24 protein-coding genes are annotated in these 24,995 nt (G+C 67.8%); 7 read left to right on the forward strand and 17 right to left on the reverse strand.

The window, feature by feature from the left end; genetic code table 11:
* The 14 genes from BLV15_RS20845 to pedF all read right to left on the reverse strand — a co-directional run.
* A partial coding sequence (locus tag BLV15_RS20845) for an aldehyde dehydrogenase family protein (protein ID WP_139210763.1) occupies positions 1-530 on the reverse strand: 530 nt, incomplete at its 3' end.
* A gap of 171 nt (positions 531-701) precedes the next feature.
* Positions 702-1,421 carry a thiosulfate oxidation carrier protein SoxY gene (locus BLV15_RS22195; protein WP_175534412.1) on the reverse strand — a complete coding sequence of 240 codons (720 nt, stop codon included), beginning with the start codon at positions 1,419-1,421 and terminating at the stop codon, positions 702-704.
* Positions 1,418-2,701 (reverse strand): NAD(P)/FAD-dependent oxidoreductase, encoded by a 1,284-nt coding sequence (locus tag BLV15_RS20860; RefSeq protein ID WP_090231652.1) that lies wholly within the window; start codon positions 2,699-2,701, stop codon positions 1,418-1,420. The genes BLV15_RS22195 and BLV15_RS20860 overlap by 4 nt, the downstream gene beginning before the upstream one ends.
* 189 nt (positions 2,702-2,890) lie before the next feature.
* The gene (locus BLV15_RS20865; RefSeq protein WP_090231653.1) at positions 2,891-4,669 is read right to left on the reverse strand and encodes a PQQ-dependent methanol/ethanol family dehydrogenase; all 1,779 of its coding nucleotides are present in this window, start codon (positions 4,667-4,669) and stop codon (positions 2,891-2,893) included.
* A gap of 164 nt (positions 4,670-4,833) precedes the next feature.
* Positions 4,834-5,571 (reverse strand): aspartate/glutamate racemase family protein, encoded by a 738-nt coding sequence (locus BLV15_RS20870; protein WP_090231654.1) that lies wholly within the window; start codon positions 5,569-5,571, stop codon positions 4,834-4,836.
* Between the two features lie 9 nt (positions 5,572-5,580).
* Positions 5,581-7,098 carry an amidohydrolase family protein gene (locus BLV15_RS20875; protein ID WP_217632911.1) on the reverse strand — a complete coding sequence of 506 codons (1,518 nt, stop codon included), beginning with the start codon at positions 7,096-7,098 and terminating at the stop codon, positions 5,581-5,583.
* Positions 7,099-7,209: 111 nt separating this feature from the next.
* A complete protein-coding gene (locus BLV15_RS20880) occupies positions 7,210-8,010 on the reverse strand; it encodes an ABC transporter ATP-binding protein (RefSeq protein WP_217632912.1) in 801 nt (266 codons plus the stop codon).
* Positions 8,007-8,906 (reverse strand): ABC transporter permease, encoded by a 900-nt coding sequence (locus tag BLV15_RS20885; protein WP_090231656.1) that lies wholly within the window; start codon positions 8,904-8,906, stop codon positions 8,007-8,009. The genes BLV15_RS20880 and BLV15_RS20885 overlap by 4 nt, the downstream gene beginning before the upstream one ends.
* Positions 8,907-8,924: 18 nt before the next feature.
* Positions 8,925-9,986, reverse strand: a complete 1,062-nt coding sequence (locus tag BLV15_RS20890; protein WP_090231657.1) for an ABC transporter substrate-binding protein — start codon at positions 9,984-9,986, stop codon at positions 8,925-8,927.
* A gap of 329 nt (positions 9,987-10,315) precedes the next feature.
* A complete protein-coding gene (locus BLV15_RS20895; protein WP_090231658.1) occupies positions 10,316-11,269 on the reverse strand; it encodes a quinoprotein relay system zinc metallohydrolase 1 in 954 nt (317 codons plus the stop codon).
* A 12-nt stretch (positions 11,270-11,281) separates the two neighbouring features.
* Positions 11,282-11,599 carry an EthD family reductase gene (locus tag BLV15_RS20900; protein ID WP_090231659.1) on the reverse strand — a complete coding sequence of 106 codons (318 nt, stop codon included), beginning with the start codon at positions 11,597-11,599 and terminating at the stop codon, positions 11,282-11,284.
* A gap of 83 nt (positions 11,600-11,682) precedes the next feature.
* Positions 11,683-12,429, reverse strand: a complete 747-nt coding sequence (locus tag BLV15_RS20905; protein ID WP_090231660.1) for a quinoprotein dehydrogenase-associated SoxYZ-like carrier — start codon at positions 12,427-12,429, stop codon at positions 11,683-11,685.
* 304 nt (positions 12,430-12,733) lie between these two features.
* Positions 12,734-13,621 (reverse strand): substrate-binding periplasmic protein, encoded by an 888-nt coding sequence (locus tag BLV15_RS20910; protein WP_407072458.1) that lies wholly within the window; start codon positions 13,619-13,621, stop codon positions 12,734-12,736.
* Positions 13,618-14,055, reverse strand: coding sequence for a cytochrome c-550 PedF (gene pedF, locus BLV15_RS20915; protein WP_090231662.1), 438 nt, complete (start codon positions 14,053-14,055; stop codon positions 13,618-13,620). Before pedF ends, BLV15_RS20910 begins: the two co-directional genes overlap by 4 nt.
* A 309-nt stretch (positions 14,056-14,364) precedes the next feature.
* Here pedF and exaA point away from each other — a divergent pair, with 309 nt between their 5' ends.
* The 3 genes from exaA to BLV15_RS20930 all read left to right on the forward strand — a co-directional run bounded on the left by exaA (position 14,365) and on the right by BLV15_RS20930 (position 18,507).
* On the forward strand, positions 14,365-16,221 hold the full coding sequence (gene exaA, locus BLV15_RS20920) for a quinoprotein ethanol dehydrogenase (RefSeq protein WP_090231663.1): 1,857 nt from the start codon (positions 14,365-14,367) through the stop codon (positions 16,219-16,221).
* A gap of 118 nt (positions 16,222-16,339) precedes the next feature.
* Positions 16,340-16,987, forward strand: a complete 648-nt coding sequence (locus BLV15_RS20925; RefSeq protein WP_090231664.1) for a pentapeptide repeat-containing protein — start codon at positions 16,340-16,342, stop codon at positions 16,985-16,987.
* Positions 16,988-17,190: 203 nt separating this feature from the next.
* Positions 17,191-18,507: a methyl-accepting chemotaxis protein gene (locus tag BLV15_RS20930; RefSeq protein WP_090231665.1), complete on the forward strand. Its 1,317-nt coding sequence runs from the start codon at positions 17,191-17,193 to the stop codon at positions 18,505-18,507.
* Between the two features lie 18 nt (positions 18,508-18,525).
* Here the strand turns inward: BLV15_RS20930 and BLV15_RS20935 are convergent, their stop codons facing one another.
* The 3 genes from BLV15_RS20935 to BLV15_RS20945 form a co-directional block, all read right to left on the reverse strand.
* A complete protein-coding gene (locus BLV15_RS20935; RefSeq protein ID WP_090231666.1) occupies positions 18,526-19,167 on the reverse strand; it encodes a response regulator in 642 nt (213 codons plus the stop codon).
* Between the two features lie 104 nt (positions 19,168-19,271).
* On the reverse strand, positions 19,272-20,528 hold the full coding sequence (locus BLV15_RS20940) for a sensor histidine kinase (RefSeq protein WP_090231667.1): 1,257 nt from the start codon (positions 20,526-20,528) through the stop codon (positions 19,272-19,274).
* Positions 20,529-20,537: 9 nt separating this feature from the next.
* Positions 20,538-20,975: a cupredoxin domain-containing protein gene (locus tag BLV15_RS20945; protein WP_090231668.1), complete on the reverse strand. Its 438-nt coding sequence runs from the start codon at positions 20,973-20,975 to the stop codon at positions 20,538-20,540.
* 154 nt (positions 20,976-21,129) lie between these two features.
* Between BLV15_RS20945 and BLV15_RS20950 the strand changes: the two genes are divergently transcribed.
* Genes BLV15_RS20950 through BLV15_RS20965 form a run of 4 tightly spaced genes read left to right on the forward strand, consistent with a single transcriptional unit; the run spans position 21,130 to position 24,915 of the window.
* Entirely contained in the window at positions 21,130-22,341 is a 1,212-nt protein-coding gene (locus tag BLV15_RS20950; RefSeq protein ID WP_090231669.1) for an ABC transporter substrate-binding protein, read from the forward strand.
* 26 nt (positions 22,342-22,367) lie between these two features.
* Positions 22,368-23,336 (forward strand): YVTN family beta-propeller repeat protein, encoded by a 969-nt coding sequence (locus BLV15_RS20955; protein ID WP_090231767.1) that lies wholly within the window; start codon positions 22,368-22,370, stop codon positions 23,334-23,336.
* On the forward strand, positions 23,333-24,127 hold the full coding sequence (locus tag BLV15_RS20960; RefSeq protein WP_090231670.1) for an ABC transporter ATP-binding protein: 795 nt from the start codon (positions 23,333-23,335) through the stop codon (positions 24,125-24,127). The genes BLV15_RS20955 and BLV15_RS20960 overlap by 4 nt, the downstream gene beginning before the upstream one ends.
* Positions 24,124-24,915: an ABC transporter permease gene (locus BLV15_RS20965; RefSeq protein WP_090231671.1), complete on the forward strand. Its 792-nt coding sequence runs from the start codon at positions 24,124-24,126 to the stop codon at positions 24,913-24,915. The genes BLV15_RS20960 and BLV15_RS20965 overlap by 4 nt, the downstream gene beginning before the upstream one ends.
* Positions 24,916-24,995: the final 80 nt, after the last annotated feature.

Raw genomic sequence — 24,995 nt, forward strand, 5'->3', positions numbered from 1 at the left:
GGGGCGAGTTTCCAGGCGGCCATCAGCAGCGGGAAGTTCCACGGGATGATCTGCCCGACCACGCCCAGCGGCTCGTGGAAGTGGTAGGCCGCGGTGTGCTCGTTGATCTCCGCGGCGCTGCCTTCCTGGGCGCGGATGCAGCCGGCGTAGTAGCGGAAGTGGTCGGCGGACAGCGGCACGTCGGCGTTCAGCGTCTCGCGCACGGCCTTGCCGTTGTCCCAGGTTTCGGCCACGGCGAGCAGCTCAAGGTTGGCTTCGATGCGGTCGGCGATCTTCAGCAGGATCAGCGAACGGTCCTGCACCGAGGTCTTGCCCCAGGCGTCGGCAGCGGCGTGCGCGGCGTCCAGCGCCTTGTCGATGTCGGCCGCCGAGGAACGCGGGAACTCGCCGATCACCGAGCCGTTCACCGGCGAGGTGTTGGTGAAGTACTGGCCGTCCGCCGGCGGCACGAACTCGCCACCGATGTAGTTGCCGTAGCGGGGTTTGAGGGTGAGGACGGAGCCGGCGGCGTTGGGCTGGGCGTAGATCATCTGGAAAGCCTCTCTTGTCTGTGCCTGACCGCAGGCATGGGTCAGGTGATGGACCGATGGTAGAGAGCCGCCGCCCTCGCCCGAAATGCGTCGAAGGCACAGGATGACGTCCTCATTTGGTAGTAGGGCGTCGCTGACCGTAGGGTGCGCCGCGCGCACAACTGAGCCGTTCTAGCGCGGCCAGACGTCGCGATAGAAGGTGCCATCGGCCTCCTCCCAGCGCAGCCGCAACGCACCGTCGCGCGCCGGCAGCACGATGCGCACGAGCGGATTCGCCGCCAGTCCCTCGAACGGCTGCAGCACCAACAGCTCGCCGGCGTCGTCGGTGAGGCGGAATTCGCGCAGCAGCCGACGCGCCAGCATCTGTCCGTCAGGCCCCGGCCGGCGCCCGGTTTCCATCGGATGACGCAGCAGCGCGCGCAGCTCCAGTTCGTCGCCGCGTTCGCCCCATACCCTGAACTCACCAAGCCCGGCCAGCGGATCGCCGTTCGGCGCCTGTGCGCAACTGCTGGCATAGACGCTCACCTCGCGGCGCCACAGCCAGCGGCGCCCGTCGCCATCGCGGGCGGCGACGATCAGCGCCTGGCTGGCCGGCAGGCGCACCCGCGTGCTCAGGCGCAGCGGCTCCTGCCAGCGCATGAGGCGCACGCGGACGATGCGCGGATCGTCCTCGCCGCTGCGCAGGATCAGCAGCTCCAGCGGTGCCCTTGCGCCGCGTAGTTGCAGGTCGACAGGTACGAAGGCGCCGTCCTCGACGCCCGGCGCCACCGTCACCTCGAGGCCCTCGCTGCGCAGCGGCCGATCACCGAGAAACGCCGCCAGCTGCGATTCGGCCTCGTTCGCCTGTACCGGCAGCGCAAGGCAGACGAGCAGCGCCAGCCAGGCCTTCACGCCCTGCCCCAGGCGTCCGCGCAGATGGCGTTGTACCAGGCCAGCGACTCCTGCGCCTCGCGGGCGCGCAGGCCGGGCGGTGCCTGCAACGGGCTCAGCGTCTGGCTGCCCGGCACCTCGGCGATATGCCCGTCGGCGACCTGGTAGCGCGCGCCGATGGACACCGCGTTGCCCGGCGCCAGCGCGCTGTAGCAGGTGTTCTGCCAGTAGGCCTCGGGCGTCGGCTGGCCGGCGAGATCGGCCAGCAGTGCGGCGACGGCGACCTTCGCCTGGGCGTTGGCGCAGTAGGCGGACTTGGGCATCGGCGCGGCGATGGCGGCGTCGCCGACCACGTAGACGAACGGATCGCCGCGCGCCTGAAAGCTGCGCGGGTCGACCGGCACCCAGCCGCTGGCGTCGGTGAGGCCGCTGCGCTCGGCCACCGCGCCGGCGCGCTGCGGCGGGATCAGGTTGATCACCGCGGCTCGGTGCAGGCTGCCGAACTCGGTACGCACCTCGCGCCGTGCGGCATCGATGCGCATCACCCGGCCATCGGCGGCGCGCCCGACCCATTCGATGCGCTCGCCGTAGAGCTGTTTCCAGCCGGCCTGGAACAGCGCCTGCTTGGAGAAGCCGTCCTTGCCATCGAGGATCAGCAGCTTGGCGCGCGGCTTGTGTTTCGCCAGGTAGTCGGCGATCAGGCTGGCGCGCTCGTATGGTCCCGGCGGGCAGCGATAGGGATTGTCCGGCACGCTGATCAGCACCAGGCCGCCGTCGTCCATGGCCTGCAACTGGCGGCGCAGCAGGCTCGTCTGCGCACCGGCCTGCCAGGCGTGCGGTGCATGCTCGGCGGCCGCGCGGTCGTAGCCTTCGACGGCGTTCCAGCGCATGTCGATGCCCGGCGCCAGCAGCAGGCGGTCATAGCTCAGCTCTCGGCCGTCGACCAGGCGCAGGCGGCGCGCCGGCGCGTCGATGGCCTGGACCTCGACGCGCAGGTGGTTGACCCGGCAGTCGCGCACCAGCCGCCGGTAGGAATGCTCGATCTCGCCGATGCCACGCAGCCCGGCGATCACGTAGTTGCTGAACGGACAGGTGTGGAAGCTCGTCTTGGGTTCGAGCAGCAGCACCTCCAGCTCCGGCGCCGCCTGCTTCAGATGGCGCGCCGCGGTCGCGCCGGCGAAGCCACCGCCGACCACGACCACCCGTGCGCCGGCGACCTCGGCGCGCGCCATGGAAGACAGCCAGGGCAATGCGGCCAGGGCGGCGAGCGCCCGCCGACGACTCAGCGATGGGTGGAACATGGGCACCTCTCCAGCGCCGTAACGACGCGGCGCAGCCTACGATGCGCAGCCATCTCGCGCCGCACCATGCGCCCTTGGTGTCGGTGGCCTGCGACTTTCGCAGCAGGATGAGCCGTAGGGTGCGCCATGCGCACCGGAAGCAGAATGAAAAAGGCCGGCGAATGCCGGCCTTTCTCGTGTCGCTTTCGGTCAGTGCTTGGCGACCAGATCCTTCGGCAGCTTGAAGGTCCAGATCATCCCGCCCTGGTCGAGGTCCTTGATGCGCTTGGCGACCTCACCGCCCCACAGCGGCACCGCGCCGCCCCAGCCGGAGACCACGGTGACGTACTGCTCGCCGTCCATTTCCCAGGTGACGGGCGAGGCGATCACGCCCGAGCCGGTGTTGAACTCGTAGAGTTTCTTGCCGGTCTTGGCATCGAAGGCCATCAGGAAGCCTTCCGGGTTGCCGGTGAACACCAGGTTGCCCTTGGTCGCCAGCACCCCGCCCCACAGCGGCGCGTAGTTCTTGTAGCGCCAGACTTCCTTGCCGGTCTTCGGGTCGATGGCGCGCAGCACGCCGATGTAGTCCTCGTTCAGCGGCTTGATGGTGAAGCCGGCGCCGAGGTAGGCCGCGCCCTTCTTGTAGGCGACGCCTTCGTTCCACATGTCCATGCCCCACTCGTTGGACGGCACGTAGAACAGACCGGTGTCCTGGCTGTAGGCCATCGGCATCCAGTTCTTGCCGCCGAGGAAGGACGGCGCGACGAACACCGAGGTGCCCTTCTTCGCGTCACCCGGCGCGCCCGGACGGTGGGCGTCGTCGTAGATCGGACGGCCGTCCTTGTCCAGGCCCTTGGCCCAGGTGACCTTGTCGACGAAGGGGAAGCCGCGGATGAACTTGCCGTTGGTGCGGTCGAGCACGTAGAAGAAGCCGTTGCGGTCGGCGGTAGCGGCGGCCTTGATGGTCTTGCCACCGTCCTGGTAGTCGAACGACACCAGTTCGTTGACGCCGTCATAGTCCCAGCCGTCGTGCGGCGTGGTCTGGAAGTGCCACTTGATCGAGCCGTCCTCCGGGTTCAGCGCCAGGCGCGAGGAGGAGAACAGGTTGTCGCCGGGGCGCAGGTGCGAGTTCCACGGCGATGGGTTGCCGGTGCCGAAGAACAGCGAGTCGGTGGTCGGGTCGTAGAAGCCGCCCAGCCAGGGCGCCGCGCCGCCGGTCTTCCACAGGTCGCCGGGCCAGGTCTTGCCGGCTTCGCCGCCGGAAATGCCGTTCTCCACCGGCTTGCCGTCCTTGTAGACGTAGCCCATGTGGCCTTCGACGGTGGGACGCGTCCAGAGCAGTTCGCCATTGCTCGGGTCGTAGGCTTCGATCTTGCCGACCACGCCGAACTCGCCGCCGGCCACGCCGGTGATCAGCTTGCCCTTGGCCACCAGCGGCGCCGCGGAGATCGAGTAGCCGGCCTTGTAGTCGGCGACGGTCTTCTTCCATACCACCTTGCCGGTGTCCTTGTTCAGCGCGACCAGCTTGGCGTCGAGGGTGCCGAAGATCACCAGGTCACCGTACAGCGCCACGCCGCGGTTGATCACGTCGCAGCACGGCATGATGCCGTCGGGCAGGCGCGCGTCGTACTGCCAGAGCTTCTTGCCGGTGCGCGCGTCGGCGGCGAACACCCGCGAGTAGGAGGCGGTGACGTACATCACGCCGTCCTTGATCATCGGCTGCGCCTGCTGGCCGCGCTGCTTCTCGCCGCCGAACGACAGCGCCCACACCGGCCGCAGTTCCTTGACGTTATCCGTGTTCAGCGTGTCCAGCGTGCTGTAGCGCTGGCCTTGCTGGTTGAGGCCGTTGACCACGATCTGGTCGGTGCGCTTGCCGCTATCGCTGATGTCCTGGTCGGTGACGCCGGCCAGGGCCGACAGGCTGGCGAAGGTGATGGCGGCGAACAGCGCCGTGCGGACGAAAGGCTGGGTGAAACCGGTGGGGTTCATTGCGGCTACCTCTGCGGGCTGGTTTTTGTCGTCGGGAAATTTTCCCGGTACTGCCGCGAATTCTTGGTTCGCACCGCTTCGCCAACAATTGGCAGCACGGCGGAGATAGGTAGTTCCTTGGTAGCAATACCGCCCCGAAGGCGCATTCCCGCCCGCAGCCGCGCTCAGCGCCGCTCCGGCAGGAAGTCGCGCAGGCCGACGTAGGGTTTCGCCAGGGGGTACGCCAGGTCGCCGCGCTTGCTGGTGCGCAGGTTGAGCGCGCCGAGCAGCTCGACGATGTTCAACGCTGCGCCAACCCCGTCGATCACCGGCACGCCGAGGTCCTCCTGCAGCGACTCGGCCAGCGCCGCCATGCCGGCGCAGCCCAGCACGATGGCGCCCGAGCCGTCCGTGCGCAGGGCGTCCACGCAGGCGCCGCGCAGCGCCCGGTAGAGCGCCTCGGGGTCGGCCTCGAGGTCGAGCACGGCGATCTCCAGCGCATGGATGCCGCGGCACTGGTCGCGAAAGCCATAGCGCTCGACCAGGTGCCGCGCGATGACGCAGGTGCGCCCGAGGGTGGTGACGATGCTGAACCCGGTGGCCAGCCAGGTGGCGACGTGCATGGCTGCCTCGGCGATGCCGATCACCGGCTGCCGGGCGATCTCCCGCGCGGCGAGCAGGCCGGGGTCGCCGAAGCAGGCGATGACGTGGCCGTCCACGCCGAGGGCGTCGCCCTCGCCCACCGCCCTCAGCACGCCGGGCACGCTCATCGCCTCGTCGTAATGGCCCTCGATGGACGCCGGCCCGGCGCCGTTGGTGATGCCCAGGATACGGGTATCGGCGCGAGCCCGCGCCTGCGCACCGAGCACCAGCCGCTCGGTCATCGTCGCCGTGGTGTTGGGGTTGATCAACTGGATCGTCATGCCCATCGCTCAACCCTCGCCCAGGTAGCGGCTGAAGCCGACGTCACGCGCCTGCGCCTGCTGGTACATGGCGTCGTAATAGGGCTTCAGGCGCTCGGCGCTGGCATCGCAGGCGTGATACTGCCGGCGGATCGACTCGGTCAGCTCGCGCACCTGGCGGCGCACGTCGCCGGCATCGATGCCCTGGAACGCGCCGTTGGCGTAGACCAGCCTGCCGTTGACCAGCGTGTAGCGCAGCGAACGGCCATCCTCGCTGTACACCAGTTGCCGGGCCAGGTCGTTGAGCGGGGTGAAGCTCCAGCTGTCCATGTCCAGCAGGATGATGTCGGCCAGGCAGCCGGGCGCCAGCTGGCCGAGCTCCGCGGTGCGGTTGAGTGCGCGCGCGCCACCCCGGGTCAGGCTGTGAAGCACTTCGTCGGCGGTCGGCCACTGGCGGTAGTCCGGCGAGCCGAGCGTGTGCACCAGTGCGGCGGTCTTGCCGACGAACCACAGGTTCACGCTGTCGTCGGTGCAGAGCTCGTCGCTGCCCAGGGCGATCGGCACACCGGCGTCGCGCAGCTTGCGGAACGGCATCACGCCGCTGCCCAGGCGCAGGTTGCATACCGGGTTGTGCGCCACCACGCAGCCGGCGGCGGCGAGCAGCGCGATGTCGGCGTCGTCGATCCATATCGCATGGATGATCTGGCAGAGCGGATCGAGGATGTTCTGGTCCGCCAGATAGCGCACCAGCGACTTGCCGTACTTCTCCTCGCCCAGCACCCGCTGCAACTTGGTTTCCAGCACGTGGATGTTGAACGGCAGGCCGTGCCGGCGACTCAGCACGCCGAGTGCCTGCAGGTAGTCCGCCGTCACCCGCTGCGGCGCCGAGCAGGACACCGCGGCGCCCAGGCGTCCGTCTTCGGCGCCGTGCCAGCGCTGCAGCAGGTAGTCGTAGAGCGCCAGCAGCTCCTCGCCGCTCTGCAGCGGCGCCTCGCGCATTTCCTCGCGCACCGCGGCCGGCAGCAGCGCTTCGAGGAAGGGAAACTTCTCGTACTCGACGACGTTCGGCTGATCGATCGCGACGCTGGCGCGGATGCCGGCGTCGCGGTAGGCGCGCATCACCGCATCGATGCTGCCGCGGCTGGCGACCGGCACGTGATAGGCGTCGTCGTGTACCGCAGTGATGCCGAGCTCGAGCATCTCCAGCGCGGCGACCAGCGTGCGCAGGTAGACCCAATGGTCGGCCTCGGCGCTATCGACCAGCGGCGGCACCTCGTAGAGCATGAACAGCTCCAGCGGCAGCCCCGGCAATTGCCCGCGCATGAAGTTGCCCGGCGAATGGAAGTGCGCGTTGATCAATCCGGGCATCGCCAGCAGGCCGCGCGCGTCGATGACCTGCGCATCGGCCGGCGCTTGTGCGCGCAGGTCCGCGCCGATGGCCGCGATGCGCGTTCCACGGACGAGGATGTCGGCCTGCTCGTACTGATTGCCTGCATCGTCCAGGCACAGCAAACGGGCGCCCTGGATGAGGACGGTATGTTCTGACATGAAAACCTCTGGAGGTGAATTCGGGCGACGGAGCCGCATCCGCTCGCCGGCGTCCGTCCGCCGCCGCGGGGGCAGGCTGCTGCCCCCGACGGTGTGCGGACGCAGGCCCGGCTAGAAGTGCGCCGACTCCTGCTCGGCGAAGGCGCGGTTGACCTCGTCGGCCATCAGGTCCGCGAGATGGTCCTGCAGCTGGTGAAACGCTGGATCGCGGGGATTCCGCGGCCTTGGCAGCTCGACCTTGATCTGCGTCTTGATGCGCCCGGGCCGCGAGGTGAAGACGAGGATGTTGTCCGCCAGGCCGATCGCCTCCTCGATGGAGTGGGTGACCAGCAGGATCGACGCCTGGCTGCGCTGCCACAGCGCGATCAGGTAGTCCTGCATCTTGCTGCGCGTCTGGATATCGAGCGCGGCGAACGGCTCGTCCATCATCAGCACCTTGGGGTTCATGCACAGCGCACGGGCCATCGCGGCGCGCTGGCGCATGCCGCCGGACAGTTCGCTGGGCTTCTTGTCCCAGAACGGCTGCAGGCCGACGGCCTCCAGCAGCTCCATCGCCTTGGCATTGCGCGCCGCCTTGCCGATGCCCTGCAGGCTGAGGCCGAAACCGACGTTGTCGAGGATGTTCAGCCAGGGGTATAGCGCCGCCTCCTGGAAGATCATCCCGCGCTCCGGCGACGGGCCCTGCAAGGGTTCGCCGTCGCACAGGAGCTGGCCGCTGCTCGGTTCGTCGAGCCCGGCGATCAGGTACAGCAAGGTGCTCTTGCCGCAGCCGCTGGGCCCCAGCAGCACGTTCAGCTCGCCACGGCCCACGCAGAAGGAGACGTCTTTCAGCGTCTGCAACGGCGCATGACTCTGCGCGTTCCAGATCTTGTTGAGATTGCGACATTCGATGGCCGGGAGCGTCATCGTCATTTCCTCGTACCGTTGTCGTCGATCCACCAGAGCACCTGTTCCTGGATGCGCCTGAGCGTCCAGTCGAACAGCAGCCCGCAGACGCCGATCACACTCATCGTGAAGAACACCAGGCTGGCGTTGAAGGTATTGCGCGCCATCATCACGATCTGGCCGAGGCCGCTGCCGACCCCGGCCGCCTCGGCGATCAGCACCACCATCCAGGCGGCGAACAGATTGACCCTCAGGGTGACGAACAGCCCCGGCAGGATGGCCGGCAAAATCACCCGCAGGAAAATCTGCCGGCGCGACGCCCCGAGGGTGCGCGCGGCATGCACGAAGCTCTTGGGGACGTCGTCGATCTGCGCCAGCGTGGCGATGGTCATGATGAAGAACACCGAGACGAAGACCATGAAGATCGCCGGCTTGTCGCCGATGCCAAAGAGGAACACCGCCACCGGCAGCCAGGCCACCGGGGAGATCGGCGCCAGCAGCGATACCAGCGGCAGGGTCAGGTTGCCGAACAGCCGGTAGTAGCGGATCAGGATGCCCACCGTCAGGCTCAGGACGAAGCCGGCGAGCAGCCCCGCCAGGACCCGGAACGAGGTCCAGCCCGCCACCTTCAGCACCGCCAGCCAGCTTCCGCCATCGCCGCTGCCGCCGATGGTGTTGCGCAGGTCGAAGAACTTCAGCTGATCGCTCCAGCTGCCGAGGAACAGGTGCGGCGGCGGCATCAGCAAGGGATCGGCCCACCCCATCCACCAGGCGAACTCCCAGAAGCCGGCGAACAGGCCGACCGAGAGCACCCACCAGAACAGCGTGCCGAGCACCCTTCCAAGCTTTGCGCGAATCATCATCGAGCGCGCAGGGGCCAGCCCCGCCTGCGCGCTACGGGTCGTTTTAGCGACGCCAATCATGCGTGCGACTCCTGCCGATCATGCGGTCTTCAGCGCCAGGCCCTGGTACAGGGCGGCGTTCTCAGCGATCACTTCTTCCAGCGGGGTCCAGTCGAAGATATCCGCCGTGGGCAGCGTCTTCAGGTAGCCCATCTCGTACATCGACTGGCCCCGGGCAAGGATGAAATCCGCCAGCGAACGCTGATCCACCATCACCGGCTGCCGTTTGGCCGCCAGGGTGGCGGCCTCGAGCGTGGTCTTGTAGTAGCTGCCAACGGTCTGCTCGAGGGCGCCCGGCAGGTCGCTCTCGATCTGGCCCTGGGCGACCAGCAGCGCCTTGATCACCGCCTTCACCACCGGGCGTTGCTCGCTGAGCATCGCGTTGCGCACCGCCAGCAGGCAGTCGGCGTAGTACGCCCCGTAGAGGTCGGTGCCGTCGGAGAGAATCCGCGCGCCGGCCCGCGACTGCACGCACTGGCTGGCGTAGGGTTCCACCGCGCAGATCGCGTCCACCGACCCCGAGAGAAAGGCCTGGGCCATTTCGGGCGAGGTATTGAAGTAGCGCACGTCGACATCCTTGAAGCTCATCCCGGCGCGCTTGAGCCAGTCGAAGGGCAGCACTTCCAGGGTGTCGGCCTGGAAGGTTCCCAGCGTCTTGCCGCGCATGTCCTGCGCCGAAGAAATGCCTTCGCCGGCGACGATCATGCAGCCGTTGACGCCGCCGCCGGCGACGATCTTCACCGGAGCCCCGGCGTGGTACAGGGAAAGGAAATTCGAGTAGGGAATCATCGACACGTCCACCGCGCCGATGCCGAACAGGGTAACGATATCGGTGTTGGTCGGCGTCACGACGAACTCCAGCTCGACGCCGTCCTCCGCGCCGAGCTGACGCTCCTTGGCGATGAAAATCCCCAGGTTGCACAGGCCGGCGCCGTGGGTCGCCTTGACCGAAGTCTGTTTGCCCAACGCGGCCGCCATTCCCATCGGCATCACCACCAGCGCACCGGTGGCGGCTGCGGCGATGGACAGGGACTTGAGGAACTGGCGCCGGTCGAGCGTGTGGTTGAGCGCCTGGAAGGCGCTGCCGTCGCGTTCGCACATGATCGAACTCCTTACATGTTTCGACTCGAAGAGTCAGTCATATAAAAGGAGCTTGTGCAGCGATGGGAATCGGAAATCTGAAACGGCGTGCGTTGATTGCCGACAAACCGCTCGCTACCACAAGCAATTCATACGGCACGCCAACCGGAGAGGCATCGGGGACCCGACACCTGCGCTTGCGGTGTTCAAAGCAGGTTTGATGCCAGCTACCACGAGCATCGCCAGGGCCCGCGCCGTGCAGGCCCTGGCGGCGCACCGGCGGGAGCGAGCGGAGGCGTGCGCGGCGCCCTGCAAGCGCCACCTCGGTGCTCACGCACCAAACGCGCGCACTACTGCGCGTGCGGCTCGCCGGGTTCGATGCTCACCTTGCTCAGCCCGCGCTGCTCGTAACGCGGGTAGAGGTGGCTGACGCTGCGTACCAGCTCGTAGCGCGACAGGCTGATGGCGGCGAAACGGGGCGGAATCGGCGCGCGGATCAGCTCGTTCATGTCGGCGCCCTCCTCCACGCCCTTGCGCATCAGCGCGTCGAGCCAGCCGAGGTAGTCGCGCATCTGGTCGAACGGCGCGGCGTCGCGGGCGACCGGGCCGTGACCCGGTACGATGAGTGTCCATGGCAGCCGCTGCAGGGTATCCAGGTCGCCCAGCCAGACCTCCAGCCCCGGAGTGCCCGGCGTGGTCAGCGCGCGCTGGTAGAAGACGATGTCGCCAGCGAACAGCACACCGGTGTTCTCGTCGAGGATCGCCAGGTCCGCGCCGGTGTGCCCGCTCAGCGCCAGCAGGCGCAGGCGATGGCCGCCGACATCCAGCGTGCCGGCCTCCAGCGTCTGCGTCGGCAGCACCACCTCGGTGCCGCGCATCCAGTCTCCGACCAGCCGGTACATGTTCTCCGCCAGGTCGTCGCCCTGCTCTTCGAGCAGGCGCCGGGTGCCGGCCAGCGCGGCGATCGGTACGTCGGCGAAGGCCTGGTTGCCGAGGACGTGGTCCGGGTGATGATGAGTGAGCAGGAGCAGCTTGACCGGCTTGCCGGTGGTCTCGCCGATCACCTTGCGCAGCGCCTCGCCATAGCGCCGCGACGGGCCGCTGTCGATCACCACCACGCCGTCGTCGGTTTCGATGAACCCGGTGTTGACGATGTCGCCGCCGTTTTCCCTGGCGAAATTGTCGGTGCTGCCCTCCAGCAGCCAGGTGCCCTCGGCGACCTGCCGTGGCTGCAGGTGATAGTCGAAGTCGGCCTGCGCCGCACCGCCGAACAGCAGCGCGGCCAGCAGCAGGAGCTGGCGCATCTTCACCTCGACTCAGGGCGCCAGGCGCACCTCGGCGATCTGCATCAGCGGCTCCACGTTGGTGAAGTTCGCCAGATCGCCGAGGATCCGCTCGGCATACGGGGCGAAGGCGCTCTGGAACGCCTCGACGCTGTCGAACAGCAGGTGCCCGGCGGCGACATAGGGCGCCGCGCTGCCAGGCGCGCCGCCGGCCACGCCGAGTTCGGCGCCGATGCCCTTGCAGGCATCGCCCAGGCATTCGCGGACGATCGCCATGTGGGTGTCGCAGTAGTAGTCGATGTCGAATTTCACGCCGGGCTGGTTCGGGTAGAGCACGCTGATCTTGATCATCGAAAGTTTCCTTCTTGTTGTCGTGCGGGTGTGGTGCGCGCGGCGCACCCTACGCAAGGCGTGGCGCGCGCTCGCCGTCCAGTCTACAGACCGGCCTCGAACTCGTTGCCGTTGTTGTCGTGCAGCCACAGCACGGTATGCGGATGGCCGCGCACCTCCATGGTCAGGGTCGGGTTCTCGCTGATTGCCGGGAACAGCTCGAAACTCGCCAGCACCTCGCCCGTGGTGCTGCGCAGTTCGGCACGGTCCAGGTAGAACTCGGGGATGCCGCCGACCAGGCCGTTGTCCATCGGGTGCGAGATCTGCACGCGCAGGCGGTTGTTGTCGCGCCGCGCGAAGCTGCGCCCGAGCACCTGGCCGAGGCGCTCTTCCCAACCGGGCTGGGCGCGCACCACGCTGGGCGCGGTGCAGCCACCGCCGGCCGCATCGATCCACGCCGAGCCGACGTGCCACACACCGTCCTCGCCGAGCAATGCTGCGCGGATCGGCGTGGCCTGCTCGACACGGATGCGGATCGCCAGCAGCGGCACCAGCTCGGCGCTCGCCCGCAGGCTGAACACCCGTGGGATGGGGTTCAGCTCGGCCCACAGCAGCATGCGACTGAAACGGCCCGGCAGCGCGCGGGCGTCGATCTCCACCGGCACCTGGCGCGAATCCTCGGCGAACGGCGGCACGCTGACCTTGACCCGCTCATCGAAGACGAAGGGCTCGTTGTTGAGCAGGCGCTGGTGGTGGTAATCCCACATCACCGAAGGCAGCGGATCGCCCTCCACCGCCGACGCCAGCAGCGGCAGACCGAGCAGGCCCAGCAGTACGGATCGTCGTTGCATGGTCCTCCCGTAGAGCATTCGCGAATGAAAAGTCCGGCGATGCATACGCATTCAGCCGCTTCGGTGCGCATGGCGCACCCTACGTCAGTTGCGACCGGGCGTCGGGCGCGTGCCCAACCGTAGGGTGCGCCGTGCGTACCAATCTCACTGAACGTCCTGATACAACCCGGGCAGCTCATAACGCAGACCATAGCCGGCATAGAGCTTCTCCAGCGCCGCTTTCGATCGATTGCTCAGGCAGCGTCTTTACGGTGCGCGCGGCGCACCCTACGGGGGAACGTAGGGTGCGCCATGCGCACCGGCCTCACTGAACGTCCTGATACAACCCGGGCAGTTCGTAGCGCAGGCCGTAGCCGGCGTAGAGCTTCTCCAGCGCGCCGCTTTCGATCAGTTCTTCCAGTTGGCCGTCCACCGCGTTGGCCAGCTGGCGGTTGCTTTCGTGCACCGCCATGCCGATGTCCCAGGCCGGCTGGCCGAGGTTCGGGTAGGCGTTGTCGGCGTTGCGCAGCTGCGGGTCGGCGGCGCCGTGCTGCAGCCAGTCCAGCTCGCCGCGCAGGGCCATCACCGCATCCACCTTGCCCTCGCGCATCGCCGTGAAAGCCGCGGCCGTGCTCGGATAATGCTCGGTCTTCGCGCGCAACTGGCCGTTGAGCACCGAGCTCAGGTAGAAGGACGGCACGCTGTCCAGCTCGACGCCGATGCGGTGCTCGCGAAACACCGCGACGGTGTCCACCTCGGGCAGCCGGCGGGTGTCGTGCACCACCTGCCAGCGCTCGCGCTGGTAGGGGCCGAACATCACCACCTGCTCGTTGGCCAGCTCGCCGACATCGTTGCGCCGGTTGGCGAACTCACGGTCGTAGGGCACCCGCAACATCAGGTCGGCGAGCACACCGGGACGCAGGTAGTGGCCCTTCCAGATGAAGTTGCGCAGGTCGTCGTCGAGCTTTTCGCCGGGCGTCACCCAGAGCAGTTCGAGCTTCAACCCGAGGCCTTCGGCGAGGCGCCCGGCGAGGTCGACATCGACCCCGCGGGGCTGGCCATCCTGCTGGAAGCTGTACGGCGGGAAGTTCTCGTAGACGGCGACCTTGAGCACGCCGGAGGCGAGGATGTCGTCGAACGGGCGCACCTGCGCCTGCGCCATCGGCAGGCACAGCAGCCAGCAGAGCAGGAGCAGCAGGCGCATGGCGATCACTCTTCGACGTGGACGCTTTCCAGGTAGCTGCGGATCGCCCAGAGGCCTTCCTGGCTGATGAAGTCGGCCATTCGCGGCATGTAGACGGCGCCGTCGCGCACCGCGCCGTTGATCACCCGCTCCTTGAACCACTCGTCACCCTCGATGCCGGGTTCGAGCAGACGCAGGTCGGGCGCGATGCCACCGGACTTGGCTTCCAGGCCATGGCAGCGCGCGCAGTTCTGGTTGTAGGCGGACGAACCGATCTCCACGGCGAGGGCGTTGTTGGCGTAGGGCGGACGATAGGGGTTTTCGTCGCGCCATTCCTTGCCCAGCGGCTCCAGTCCCTCGGTGTTCACCGCTTGCGGCACCACGTCGCCATGGGCGAACGCCAGGCCGGCGAGGCCGACTCCGGCTGCCAGGATCAGGCCACGCAAGGTTGTCTTGTTATTCATACTTCCATCCTCTTCGAGATGCTGTGCAAGGCAATCGCTCGGCGGGGCGAGCGCAGTGAGAGGAATGGTAAGGAGGCGCCCGGAAGCGCCGAATGCTGCTTTGGTGGCTGCGTTCTACTCCCTTGGTAGCGGGCCGCGCGAATGCCTGGAGGGGGGCGTTGGCAGCAAGTCGAAGTCATCCCCGGACTGGGAAGTTTTCCCTGCGATCGCGGGAGCTTTTCCGTATCCCGCGGCAACCGTGGCTTCCACTATCAATGCGCCAGAACGCCACCGGCGCACTGGTCCTCATCGACCACGGGAACCGCAACCATGACAACAAGAACGCAACCTCTCGCCCTGGCCATCCGGGGCCTGATCCTCGCCGGCGGCCTCGCTGCCGCGGGCACCGCCTTCGCCGGCAACGTGACCTGGGAAGACATCGCCAACGACCACACCACCACCAACGATGTGCTCCAGTACGGCATGGGCACCAATGCCCAGCGCTGGAGCCCGCTGGCCCAGGTGAACGACCAGAACGTGTTCAAGCTGACGCCGGCCTGGTCCTACTCCTTCGGCGACGAGAAGCAGCGCGGCCAGGAGTCCCAGGCCATCGTCCGCGACGGGGTGATCTACGTCACCGCCTCCTATTCCCGCGTGTTCGCCCTCGACGCGAAGACCGGCAAGCGCCTGTGGGTCTACAACCACCGCCTGCCCGACGACATCCGCCCGTGCTGCGACGTGGTCAACCGCGGCGCCGCCCTCTACGGCGACAAGATCTACTTCGGCACCCTCGACGGACGCCTGGTGGCGCTGAACAAGGACACCGGCAAGGTGGTGTGGAACAAGAAGTTCGGCGATCACACGGCGGGCTACACCATGACCGGCGCGCCCACCCTCATCAAGGACAAGGTGACCGGCAAGACCCTGCTGATCCACGGCAGCTCCGGCGATGAGTTCGGCGTGGTCGGCCAGCTGTTCGCCCGCGACCCGGAGACCGGTGAAGAGGTGTGGATGCGGCCCTTCGTCGAGGGTCACATGGGCCGCCTGAACGGTAAGGACAGCACCCCGACCGGCGACGTCAAGGCACCGTCCTGGCCGGACGACAAGAATTCGCCGACCGGCAAGGTCGAGGCCTGGAGCCACGGCGGCGGCGCCCCGTGGCAGAGCGCCAGCTTCGATGCCGAGACCAATACCATCATCGTCGGCGCCGGCAACCCCGGGCCGTGGAACACCTGGGCGCGCACCTCGAAGGGCGGCAACCCGCACGACTACGACAGCCTCTACACCTCCGGCCAGGTCGGCGTGGACCCGAGCACCGGCGAGGTGAAGTGGTTCTACCAGCACACCCCGAACGATGCCTGGGACTTCTCCGGCAACAACGAGCTGGTGCTGTTCGACTACAAGGGCAAGGACGGCAAGACGGTGAAAGCCACCGCCCACGCCGACCGCAACGGCTTCTTCTACGTGGTGGACCGCACCAACGGCAAGCTGCAGAACGCCTTCCCGTTCGTCGACAACATCACCTGGGCCAGCCATATCGACCTGAAGACCGGCCGCCCGGTGGAAAACCCGGGGCAGCGTCCGGCGCTGCCGGAGCCGGGCGAGAAACACGGCAAGCCGGTGGAAGTCTCGCCGCCCTTCCTCGGCGGCAAGAACTGGAACCCGATGGCCTACAGCCAGGACACCGGCCTGTTCTACGTACCGGCGAACAACTGGAAAGAGGACTACTGGACCGAGGAGGTCAGCTACAAGAAAGGCTCGGCGTACCTGGGCATGGGCTTCCGCATCAAGCGCATGTACGACGATCACGTCGGCAGCCTGCGCGCCATGGACCCGACCACCGGCAAGGTGGTGTGGGAACACAACGAACACCTGCCGCTGTGGGCCGGCGTGCTGGCGACCAAGGGCAACCTGGTGTTCACCGGCACCGGCGACGGCTTCCTCAAGGCCTTCGATGCGAAGACCGGCAAGGAGCTGTGGAAATTCCAGACCGGCTCGGGAATCGTCTCCCCGCCGATCACCTGGGACCAGGACGGCGAGCAGTACATCGGCGTGACCGTCGGCTACGGCGGCGCGGTGCCGCTGTGGGGCGGCGACATGGCCGAACTGACCAAGCCGGTGGCCCAGGGCGGCTCCTTCTGGGTGTTCAAGCTGCCGAGCTGGGACAACAAGACCGCCAGCCGCTGAGTGAACGTGGCGCACCCGTGTCCGGGTGCGCCTTCCCGCCTGACGTAGGGTGCGCCGCGCGCACCACACGCCAATCGAATTCCACGGTGCGCAAGGCGCACCCTACGGGAATACCGCCATGAATTACCTGCCGTTGCTGCTAGCCCTGAGCCTGCCCCTAGCCCACGCCGACGAAGCCGATGACGGCGTGCCGGTGGTCAACGGCTGCCGCCTCGAAGCGCAGAGCCAATGCCCCGGCGCCGACCTGCGCAAGGCCGACCTGAGCAACCTCGACCTGCACAAGATCAACCTCGCCGGCGCCGATCTCTCCGGCGCCGACCTGCGTCACGCCAACCTCGACCTGGCCAACCTGGAAAAGGCCAGGCTGGTGGGCGCCAACCTCAGTCGCGCCAGCCTGCAACAGGCCAACCTGCGCGTGGCCGACCTCAGCGACGCCCGCATGCTCGCGGTCCAGGCCTGGGGAATGTTCGCCCAGGGCGCGCAGTTCAAGGGCGCCGACCTCACTGGCGCCTACCTGGAGTTCGCCCGCCTCTCCGGCGCCAAGCTGCACGACGCCAACCTCACCGCCGCCGACCTGGAGATGACCTGGCTCAGCCGCGCCGATCTCAAGGGTGCACACCTCGACGACGCCAACCTGCAGGAAGCCAAGTTCGGCGACGCCAACCTGGAAAACGCCACCCTCACCGGCGCCCGCCGGCATTACGCCTCGTTCCAGGGCGTGAACATGGAAGGCTGCACCGGCTGCCCGCTGGATTGGGAAAAGTGACGCCCGGCGGCATCGACGGCGCTCGCTGGTGGGCCCGCCGCATGCCGCATGGTGCGTTGGTCCGAACACCCGATCCGGAAGCCTCCCGCGCCGGGCATTCTCCGGGCGACCGTCTAAATTCATCCAGGAGGGCTTCAGAAAGAATGCGCCAAGCCGAAGAGCTGCCCAGCGCATAAAAAAAACTTCGTCGACGGGTACCCAGCATGTTCAACACGCATCTAAAGCGACAACTGGCCGAACTGCAGGAAGAACTGGCAGCCACGCAGCAGATCAAGCAGTCGCTTTATCAGGAGATGCTGGTTCTCAAGCTGGATACCAAAGGCAACATCCAGTGGGTGAACGACAACTTCCTCGAGGCGATGCTCTACAGCGCCGACGCCCTGATCGGCCACCCGCTCGACGAATTCATCCCGCCATCCTTCCGCCGCGAGCCGAACTACCAGCGGCTGCAGAACGCGCTACGGGCCGGCGAACACATCAGCGGTGCGCATCGTCTGCTGCGGGGTAACGGGCAGGAAGCCTGGCTGCGCTGGATCCTGCAGCCGGTGCGCAACAGCGCCGGCGAGCTGCAACGCTTCACCCTGTGCGCCAATGACCTGACCCGCACCATCGAAACCTCGAAGGAGAACGAAGGGCTGATCAAGGCGCTGCTGCGCTCCACCGCGGTCATCGAGTTCAATCTCGATGGCGAGGTGATCACCGCCAACGACCGCTTCCTCGACGCGATGGGCTATCGCCTGGAGCAGATCAAGGGCAAGCACCACCGGATGTTCTGCGAGCCGGAGGAGTACAACTCGCAGGGTTACCACGACTTCTGGGCCAAGCTCAACCGCGGCGAATTCGTCGCCAGCCGCTTCAAGCGCATCGACGCCCACGGCAACCCGGTGTGGCTGGAAGCCTCCTACAACCCGGTGCACGACGCCCACGAGCGGCTCTACAAGGTGGTCAAGTTCGCCACCGTGGTGACCGACCAGGTGCTCCAGGAGCAGGCGGTCGCCGAAGCCGCCACCATCGCCTTCGGCACCTCCCAACAGACCGACCTGACCGCGCAAAAAGGCGCGGCGGTAGTGCGCCAGACGGTGGACGTGATGCACCAGATCGTCCGGCAGATGCAGAACGCCTCCGAGGGCATCGAGGCGCTGGACAAGCAGTCGCTGCTGATCAGCTCGATCATCAAGACCATCAGCGGCATCGCCGGGCAGACCAACCTGCTGGCGCTCAACGCGGCCATCGAGGCGGCGCGGGCCGGCGAACAGGGGCGCGGCTTCGCCGTGGTCGCCGACGAGGTGCGCCAGCTGGCGGCGCGCACCAGCCAGGCCGCCGAGGAAATCATCGAAGTGGTGCAGAAGAACCAGCACTTGGCGCAGACCGCCGTGGACAGCATGTCCAGCAGCCGCCAGCAGGCCGAACAGGGCCTGGAGCTGGCCAACGAGGCCGGCGCGGTGATCGTCGAGATCCAGGACGGCGCGCAGCGGGTGGTCAACGCGGTCGGCCAGTTCGCCAATCAGCTCAAGGGCTGACGCCTTCCACCATCGTCCCTAGGCGCCGACCCGGATCACGCCGGTGTCGATCGCCAGGTGCACGATCTCCACCTGCGAACTCACCTGCAGCTTGTTCTTCAGCAGGGTCAGGTAGTTCGACACGGTCTTGCCGCTGATGCACAGGTGCTCGGCGATCTGCCGCGCCGGCATGCCGCGCGCGAGCATGCTGAAAATCTCGAACTCGCGCTGGGTCATGTTCTGCAGGCGCGGATCGTCCGTCGCGCCCTGCGACGGGTGGCAGGCCAGTTGGGTCGCCAGCGGCTGTTCGATGTAGGCATGCCCGGCGAGGATGCGACGCACCGCTTCGAGCAGCACCTCCGGCGCCGAATTCTTGGTGATGTAGCCCGCCGCGCCGGCGTCCAGCGCCTGCCGCACCAGCGGCAGTTCGTCGTGCATGCTGAAGAACAGCACACGCAGCTGCGGCAGGCGCTGACGCAGACGGCGCGTGGTCTCCAGGCCGCTGATGCCCGGCAGGCTGACGTCCATGACCACCAGGTTGGGGATATCCGCCAGCGCCTGCTGCAGCGCCTGTTCGCCACTCGCCGCCTCGCTCACCGTGACCTCGGGCAGCAAGGCGCGCAGCAGGCTGGCATAGCCCTGGCGCACCACCGCGTGATCGTCGACCAGCAGAATCTTCATTCAGGCCTCCCGGATGCGTATTGCGGTTGAGTGAATGGCGGTGCGCGCGGCGCACCCTACCGATTGCCGCACACCGTAGGGTGCGCCCTGCGCACCGAGCCGCTTCATGCGGCCTCCAGCGGAATGCTCAGGCGCAGCAGCCAGCCGCACCCGGGCCGCGTGCGCAGGCGCAGCTCGCCGCCCAGGCAGCGCGCGCGTTCGAGCATCGAGCGCAGCCCGATACCCGGACGCGGCGGCAGCGCGGCGCCCTCGCCATCGTCGGCCACCAGCAGGCAAAGCCGCGCGCCGCGTCGGTGCAGGCGCACACGCACGCGTTCGGCGCCCGCATGCCGGGCGACGTTGGTCAGCGCCTCCTGCAGCAGGCGATACAGGTGCGCCTGCCCGGCTGCATCCAGTTCGGGAAGCCGCTCGCCCATGCGCAGTTCGCAGGCGATGCCCTGGGCGCCCTGCCACTGCTCGGCGAGCAGCTGGATCGCTTCGCCCAGCTGCAGCCGCTCCAGCGCCACCGGATAGAGGTCGCGCACCAGCGCGCGGAAGCTCTCCTGCATCCGCTGGCAGTTGTCCTCCAGGCCACGAGCGGTTTCTGCCAGCAGTGGCGACGGACCGATCAGAGAACGCAGCAGCAGCAACTGCGCGCGGATGCCGGCGAGGTACTGGCCAAGGTCGTCGTGCAGGGCCAGCGCCAGTTGCTTGCGCTCGTGCTCCTGCAAAGCGAGCAGCGCGCGGGTCAGCTCGGCGTTGTCGCGCTGCGCGGCTTCCAGCGTCGCGACCATGCCGTTGAAGTGCCCGGCGATGCGCTGCGCCTCGGGCAACGAATGCGCGGGCAGGCGCACCTGCAGCTCGCCGCGCGCGACCCGGCTCAAGCCCGCGAGCAGTTCGTCGAGCACGCGCAGGCCGCGGCGCACCGCCCAGCGGATCGCCAGCAGGCTCAGCGCCAGGGCCAGGCCGAACAGCGCCAGCAGTTGCAGCAGCGAGTCCTCGACTTCGTCGATCTCGTCGCGCGGATCGACGCTGATCAGCACCTGGCGGCCGTCGTCCAGCCGCAGCGGCTCGGCGAAGGTGCGCGACGGCGGGTACAGCCAGGCACCGAGCCAGGCATCCAGGCCGTCGCCGGCGTCTGCCGCCATCCCGCCGTCCAGCCAGTGCACGCGCACGTGGCGCAGACTGCGGGTGAGTTCGGATTCGAGGGTCGCCGGATCGCGTTGCGCGGCCTCGCGCAGGTATTCGACCACCGCCTGGGCGGCGTCCAGCTCGCGCTGCACGTCGTGGCTGGCCTGGCGCAGCAGCACCAGGCTGGAGACCGCGGCGACCAGGCAGAAGAACGCCACCACCAGCAGGTTGATTCGCCCCAGAGCGGACATCGGCGTGCCCTACTCGACCACGAAGGTGCCTTGCATGCCCTTGGCCTCGAGGCCCTTGGCGTAGTAGCGGTAGCGCCCCGGCTTGATCGGCACGAAGAAGATTTCCGCCTCGCCGGCTTCCTCGAACTCCAGTTCGGTGAGGGTCACCGCCTTGATCTCGACACCGCCGGCCTCGACCTTGCGCAGGAAGATCGAGGTGGCGAATTCCGGCGCCTGGAAGGCGTACTCCTTCTGCCCGCTGGCGATGATCCTGAGCTGGTAGGCCTTGCCGGTCTCCAGCCGGTACTCGCTCTGTGACATCGCGTAGTCGCTGGCCTCCGAGCCGAGCAGCAGGTCGGGCAGCGCGGTGGTCTTGCGGGTCAGGTCGCCTGCCGCGTGGACCTTGTCCAGGCCGATCAGGCTGACGAACAGCAGCAGGGGAAGCAGCAGGGCTTTGAACACGCGCATGGGGACCTCGGCAGTCTTTGTTGTTGTCGCCCCATGCTAGGCCGGGGCGCGCCCTGCCCACTTACTACCTTGGTACTGCCGCACTGGTACTTTCTGCATATTTCGCGGGCGCCGGGCGCTTCCTATGCTGGCGGCACAAGAACAGGAGTCGCCCATGCGCCCGCTCGCGCCCTCTCTGCTGGCCTGCCTGCTCGGTGCGTTCGCCGCCGCGCTGGCGAGCCACACGCCGCTCGCCGCCGAAACGCCCGCCGCCCCGGAGGGCCTGCAGGTACGCATCGGCTACCTCGGCTACACGCCCGACCCGGGACCGCTGCTGTCCAACGTGATCGGTGAACCGCGGAACGCCGGCCTGCGCGGCGCCGAGCTGGCGATCATCGACAGCAACAGCACCGGCCGCTTCCTCAAGCAGCGTTACGAACTGACCACCGCCAGCGTGGAAACCCCGGAGGAACTGCTGGCCGCTGCGAAGGCCCAGCACGCCGACGGCCTGCGCCTGTTCGTGGTCAACGCGCCGGCGCCGCTGCTCACCCAGCTCGCCGCGCACCTGCCGGACAGCCTGCTGTTCAACGCCGGCAGCGCCGACGATGCGCTGCGTACCGACGCCTGTCTGCCCAACGTGCTGCACACCCTGCCGGAGCGGGCGATGCTCGCCGATGCGCTGCTGCAATTCCTCGTCGTGCGCCAGTGGAAGCGCGCGCTGCTGATCGTCGGCCCGCGCGACGACGACAAGGCCTACGCCGCCGCGCTGCGGCGCTCGGCGAAACGCTTCGGCGTGACCCTCGTCGCCGAGAAGCCGTGGACCTTCGACAACGACCAGCGCCGCAGCGCCCAGGCCGACATGCCACTGTTCACCCAGGCCGCCGAGTACGACGTGGTGCTGGTGGCCGACGAGCACGGCGACTTCGGCGAATACCTGCCCTACAACACCTGGTACCCGCGCCCGGTGGCCGGCACCCAGGGCCTGGTCGCGACCGGCTGGCACAAGACCGTGGAAACCTACGGCGCGGCGCAGTTGCAGAAGCGTTTCGAGGCGCTCGCCGGGCGCTGGATGAACGACCGTGACTTCGCCGCCTGGATCGGCGTGCGCGCCGTCGCCAGCGCGGTCACCCGCCTGGGCAACGCCGACGCCACGGCGATCCGCATGCTGCAGCTGTCGCCGGATCTGCCACTGGACGGTTTCAAGGGACGCAAGCTGAGCTTCCGCCCGTGGGACGGCCAGTTGCGCCAGCCGATTCCGCTGGTGCAGCCGCGCGCGCTGGTCAGCACCTCGCCGCAGGACGGTTTCCTGCACCCGTTCAGCGAACTCGACAGCCTCGGTTTCGACGCGCCGGAAAGCCGCTGCACGTTGGCCGAACGCACGCCATGAGCCCTCACAAGAACAAGGAATCGACCATGCCCCGCCTGCTCACCGCCACCCTCGCCGGCAGCCTGCTGCTGGCCACCGGCGGCGCTTTCGCCGCCACCGCCTACGTGTCCAACGAGAAGGACAACAACCTCAGCGTGATCGACCTGGACAGCCTCACGGTCACCGCCACCCTGCCGGTGGGCAAACGCCCGCGCGGGCTGGCGCTGTCGCGCGACAACACGCTGCTGTACATCTGCGCCAGCGATTCGGACAGCGTGCAGGTGATGGACCTGGCGACCCGGCAGATCATCAAGGACCTGCCTTCCGGCGCCGACCCCGAGCAGTTCGCCCTGCATCCCAACGACCGCTGGCTGTACATCTCCAACGAGGACGACGCGCTGGTCACGGTGGTCGACACCCAGAGCAGCCAGGTGCTGGCGCAGATCGACGTCGGCGTCGAACCCGAGGGCATGGCGGTCAGCCCGGACGGCAAGTGGGCGATCAACACCAGCGAAACCACCAACATGCTGCACTGGATCGACACCGCCACCCAGACCCTGGTGGACAACACCCTGGTCGACCAGCGCCCGCGCCACGTCGAGTTCAACCACGACGGCAGCCAGCTGTGGGCCTCGGCGGAAATCGGCGGCACCGTCAGCGTGGTCGACGTGGCCACGCGCAAGATCGTCAAGACGCTGCGCTTCGAGATCAAGGGCGTGCACCCGGACAAGGTGCAGCCGGTGGGCGTCAAGCTGACCCGCGACGGCAAGTACGCCTTCGTCGCCCTCGGCCCGGCCAACCATGTCGCGGTGGTGGATGCCAAGACCTTCGAGGTGCTCGATTACCTGCTGGTCGGCCGGCGCGTCTGGCACATGGCGTTCAATCCCGACGAGAGCCTGCTGCTGGCCACCAACGGCATCAGCGGCGACGTCTCGGTGATCGACGTGAAGGCGCTCAAGGTGACCAAGTCGATCAAGGTCGGCCGCTATCCGTGGGGCGTGGTGGTGACGCCATGAGCGCGCTGGAGGTCGAGGATGTCGGCTTCTCCTACGGCGCCCGGCGCGCGCTGGACGGCGTCGGCTTCAGCGTTCCGGCCGGGCACTTCTGCGCCCTGCTCGGGCCCAATGGCGCCGGCAAGTCGACCCTGATCGCCCTGCTCAGCCGCCTCTACGACCTGCAGCAGGGCGACATCCGCGTCGCCGGGCATTCGCTGCGCCAGCAGCCGCGCCTGGCGCTGCGCCAGCTCGGCGTGGTGTTCCAGCAGAGCACGCTGGACCTCGACCTCTCCGTAGAGCAGAACCTGCGCTACCACGCCGCGCTGCACGGCATGCCGCGGCAACTGGCGGCCGCGCGGATCGACGAGGAGCTGGCCCGGCAGAACCTGGGCGAGCGCCGCCGCGACCCGGTGCGCGCACTCAACGGCGGGCACCGGCGGCGCGTCGAGATCGCCCGCGCCCTGCTCCACCGGCCGCGCCTGCTGCTGCTCGACGAGGCCAGCGCCGGGCTCGATCCGGCCAGCCGCCTGGCGCTCAACCGGCACGTCCGCGCGCTGTGCCGCGAGCAGGGCCTGAGCGTGCTCTGGACCACCCACCTGCTCGATGAAGTGGAAGCCGACGACGACCTGCTGGTGCTGCATCAGGGACAGCTTGTCACCCATGGCAGCGCCCATGAAATTGCCGGGCAAAACGGATTGGCCGAAGCGTTTCACGCGCTGACCGTAGGGGGCGCCGCGCGCACCACGGCAACCGGTGATGGCGTTGGTGCGCACGGCGCACCCTACAAGGACTCATCGGCGGGGCGCCCATGAACGCCTACTGGGAATGCCTGCGCGGGATCGTCCTGCGCGAATGGCTGCGCTTCGTCCTGCAGCGCTCGCGCTTCCTCAGCGCGCTGGTGCGGCCGCTGCTCTGGCTGCTGGTGTTCGCCGCCGGTTTCCGCGCCGCGCTGGGCATCGCCATCATCGCGCCCTACGACACCTACATCACCTACGAGACCTACATCGTCCCCGGCCTCGCCTGCATGATCCTGCTGTTCAACGGCATGCAGGGCTCGCTGTCGATGGTCTACGACCGCGAGATGGGCAGCATGCGCGTGCTGCTGACCAGCCCGCTGCCACGCGCCTTCCTGCTCGCCGCCAAGCTGCTCGCCACCGCCCTGGTGTCGCTGCTGCAGGTGTATGCCTTCCTCGCCATCGCCTGGCTCTACGGCGTGCAGCCGCCCGCCTGGGGCCTGCTCGCCGCGCTGCCGGCCCTGCTGCTGGCGGCGCTGCTGCTCAGCGCCCTCGGCCTGCTGCTGTCCAACGGTATCCGCCAGCTGGAGAACTTCGCCGGGGTGATGAATTTCGTCATTTTCCCGCTGTTCTTCCTCTCCTCCGCGCTCTACCCGCTGTGGAAGATGCGCGAGTCCAGCGAATGGCTGTACTGGCTGTGTGCGCTCAACCCGTTCAGCCATGCCGTGGAGCTGGTGCGCTTCGCTCTCTACGAACGCTTCAACCCGCTGGCGTTCGCCGTCTGCCTGGGCCTCACCGCGCTGTTCGCCCTGCTCGCGGTGCTCAGCTTCAACCCGCAGCACGCGGCGCTGCGCAAAGCTGGCTGACTACTACTTTGGTAGCGTTTTTTATCTCTAACGTAGGATTTGCAAAGCAGGACCGCTGGCATGTAATGGCACAATAAAAA

Origin of the sequence: Pseudomonas kuykendallii (genome assembly GCF_900106975.1) — a bacterium.
Lineage (GTDB): Bacteria > Pseudomonadota > Gammaproteobacteria > Pseudomonadales > Pseudomonadaceae > Pseudomonas_O > Pseudomonas_O kuykendallii.

Bases quoted from the DNA above. Each gene is read 5' to 3' on its own strand.
- BLV15_RS20960 (WP_090231670.1), top strand. From the start codon at position 23,333: ATGAGCGCGCTGGAGGTCGAGGATGTCGGCTTCTCCTACGGCGCCCGG.
- BLV15_RS20955 (WP_090231767.1), top strand. From the start codon at position 22,368: ATGCCCCGCCTGCTCACCGCCACCCTCGCCGGCAGCCTGCTGCTGGCC.
- BLV15_RS20885 (WP_090231656.1), bottom strand. From the start codon at position 8,906: ATGATTGGCGTCGCTAAAACGACCCGTAGCGCGCAGGCGGGGCTGGCC.
- BLV15_RS20875 (WP_217632911.1), bottom strand. From the start codon at position 7,098: ATGTCAGAACATACCGTCCTCATCCAGGGCGCCCGTTTGCTGTGCCTG.
- BLV15_RS20905 (WP_090231660.1), bottom strand. From the start codon at position 12,429: ATGCAACGACGATCCGTACTGCTGGGCCTGCTCGGTCTGCCGCTGCTG.
- BLV15_RS20895 (WP_090231658.1), bottom strand. From the start codon at position 11,269: ATGCGCCAGCTCCTGCTGCTGGCCGCGCTGCTGTTCGGCGGTGCGGCG.
- BLV15_RS20935 (WP_090231666.1), bottom strand. From the start codon at position 19,167: ATGAAGATTCTGCTGGTCGACGATCACGCGGTGGTGCGCCAGGGCTAT.
- BLV15_RS20900 (WP_090231659.1), bottom strand. From the start codon at position 11,599: ATGATCAAGATCAGCGTGCTCTACCCGAACCAGCCCGGCGTGAAATTC.
- BLV15_RS20945 (WP_090231668.1), bottom strand. From the start codon at position 20,975: ATGCGCGTGTTCAAAGCCCTGCTGCTTCCCCTGCTGCTGTTCGTCAGC.
- BLV15_RS20860 (WP_090231652.1), bottom strand. From the start codon at position 2,701: ATGTTCCACCCATCGCTGAGTCGTCGGCGGGCGCTCGCCGCCCTGGCC.
- BLV15_RS20950 (WP_090231669.1), top strand. From the start codon at position 21,130: ATGCGCCCGCTCGCGCCCTCTCTGCTGGCCTGCCTGCTCGGTGCGTTC.
- BLV15_RS20870 (WP_090231654.1), bottom strand. From the start codon at position 5,571: ATGACGATCCAGTTGATCAACCCCAACACCACGGCGACGATGACCGAG.
- BLV15_RS20880 (WP_217632912.1), bottom strand. From the start codon at position 8,010: ATGACGATGACGCTCCCGGCCATCGAATGTCGCAATCTCAACAAGATC.
- BLV15_RS20890 (WP_090231657.1), bottom strand. From the start codon at position 9,986: ATGTGCGAACGCGACGGCAGCGCCTTCCAGGCGCTCAACCACACGCTC.
- pedF (WP_090231662.1), bottom strand. From the start codon at position 14,055: ATGAATAACAAGACAACCTTGCGTGGCCTGATCCTGGCAGCCGGAGTC.
- BLV15_RS20965 (WP_090231671.1), top strand. From the start codon at position 24,124: ATGAACGCCTACTGGGAATGCCTGCGCGGGATCGTCCTGCGCGAATGG.
- BLV15_RS20925 (WP_090231664.1), top strand. From the start codon at position 16,340: ATGAATTACCTGCCGTTGCTGCTAGCCCTGAGCCTGCCCCTAGCCCAC.
- BLV15_RS20930 (WP_090231665.1), top strand. From the start codon at position 17,191: ATGTTCAACACGCATCTAAAGCGACAACTGGCCGAACTGCAGGAAGAA.
- BLV15_RS20940 (WP_090231667.1), bottom strand. From the start codon at position 20,528: ATGTCCGCTCTGGGGCGAATCAACCTGCTGGTGGTGGCGTTCTTCTGC.
- exaA (WP_090231663.1), top strand. From the start codon at position 14,365: ATGACAACAAGAACGCAACCTCTCGCCCTGGCCATCCGGGGCCTGATC.
- BLV15_RS20865 (WP_090231653.1), bottom strand. From the start codon at position 4,669: ATGAACCCCACCGGTTTCACCCAGCCTTTCGTCCGCACGGCGCTGTTC.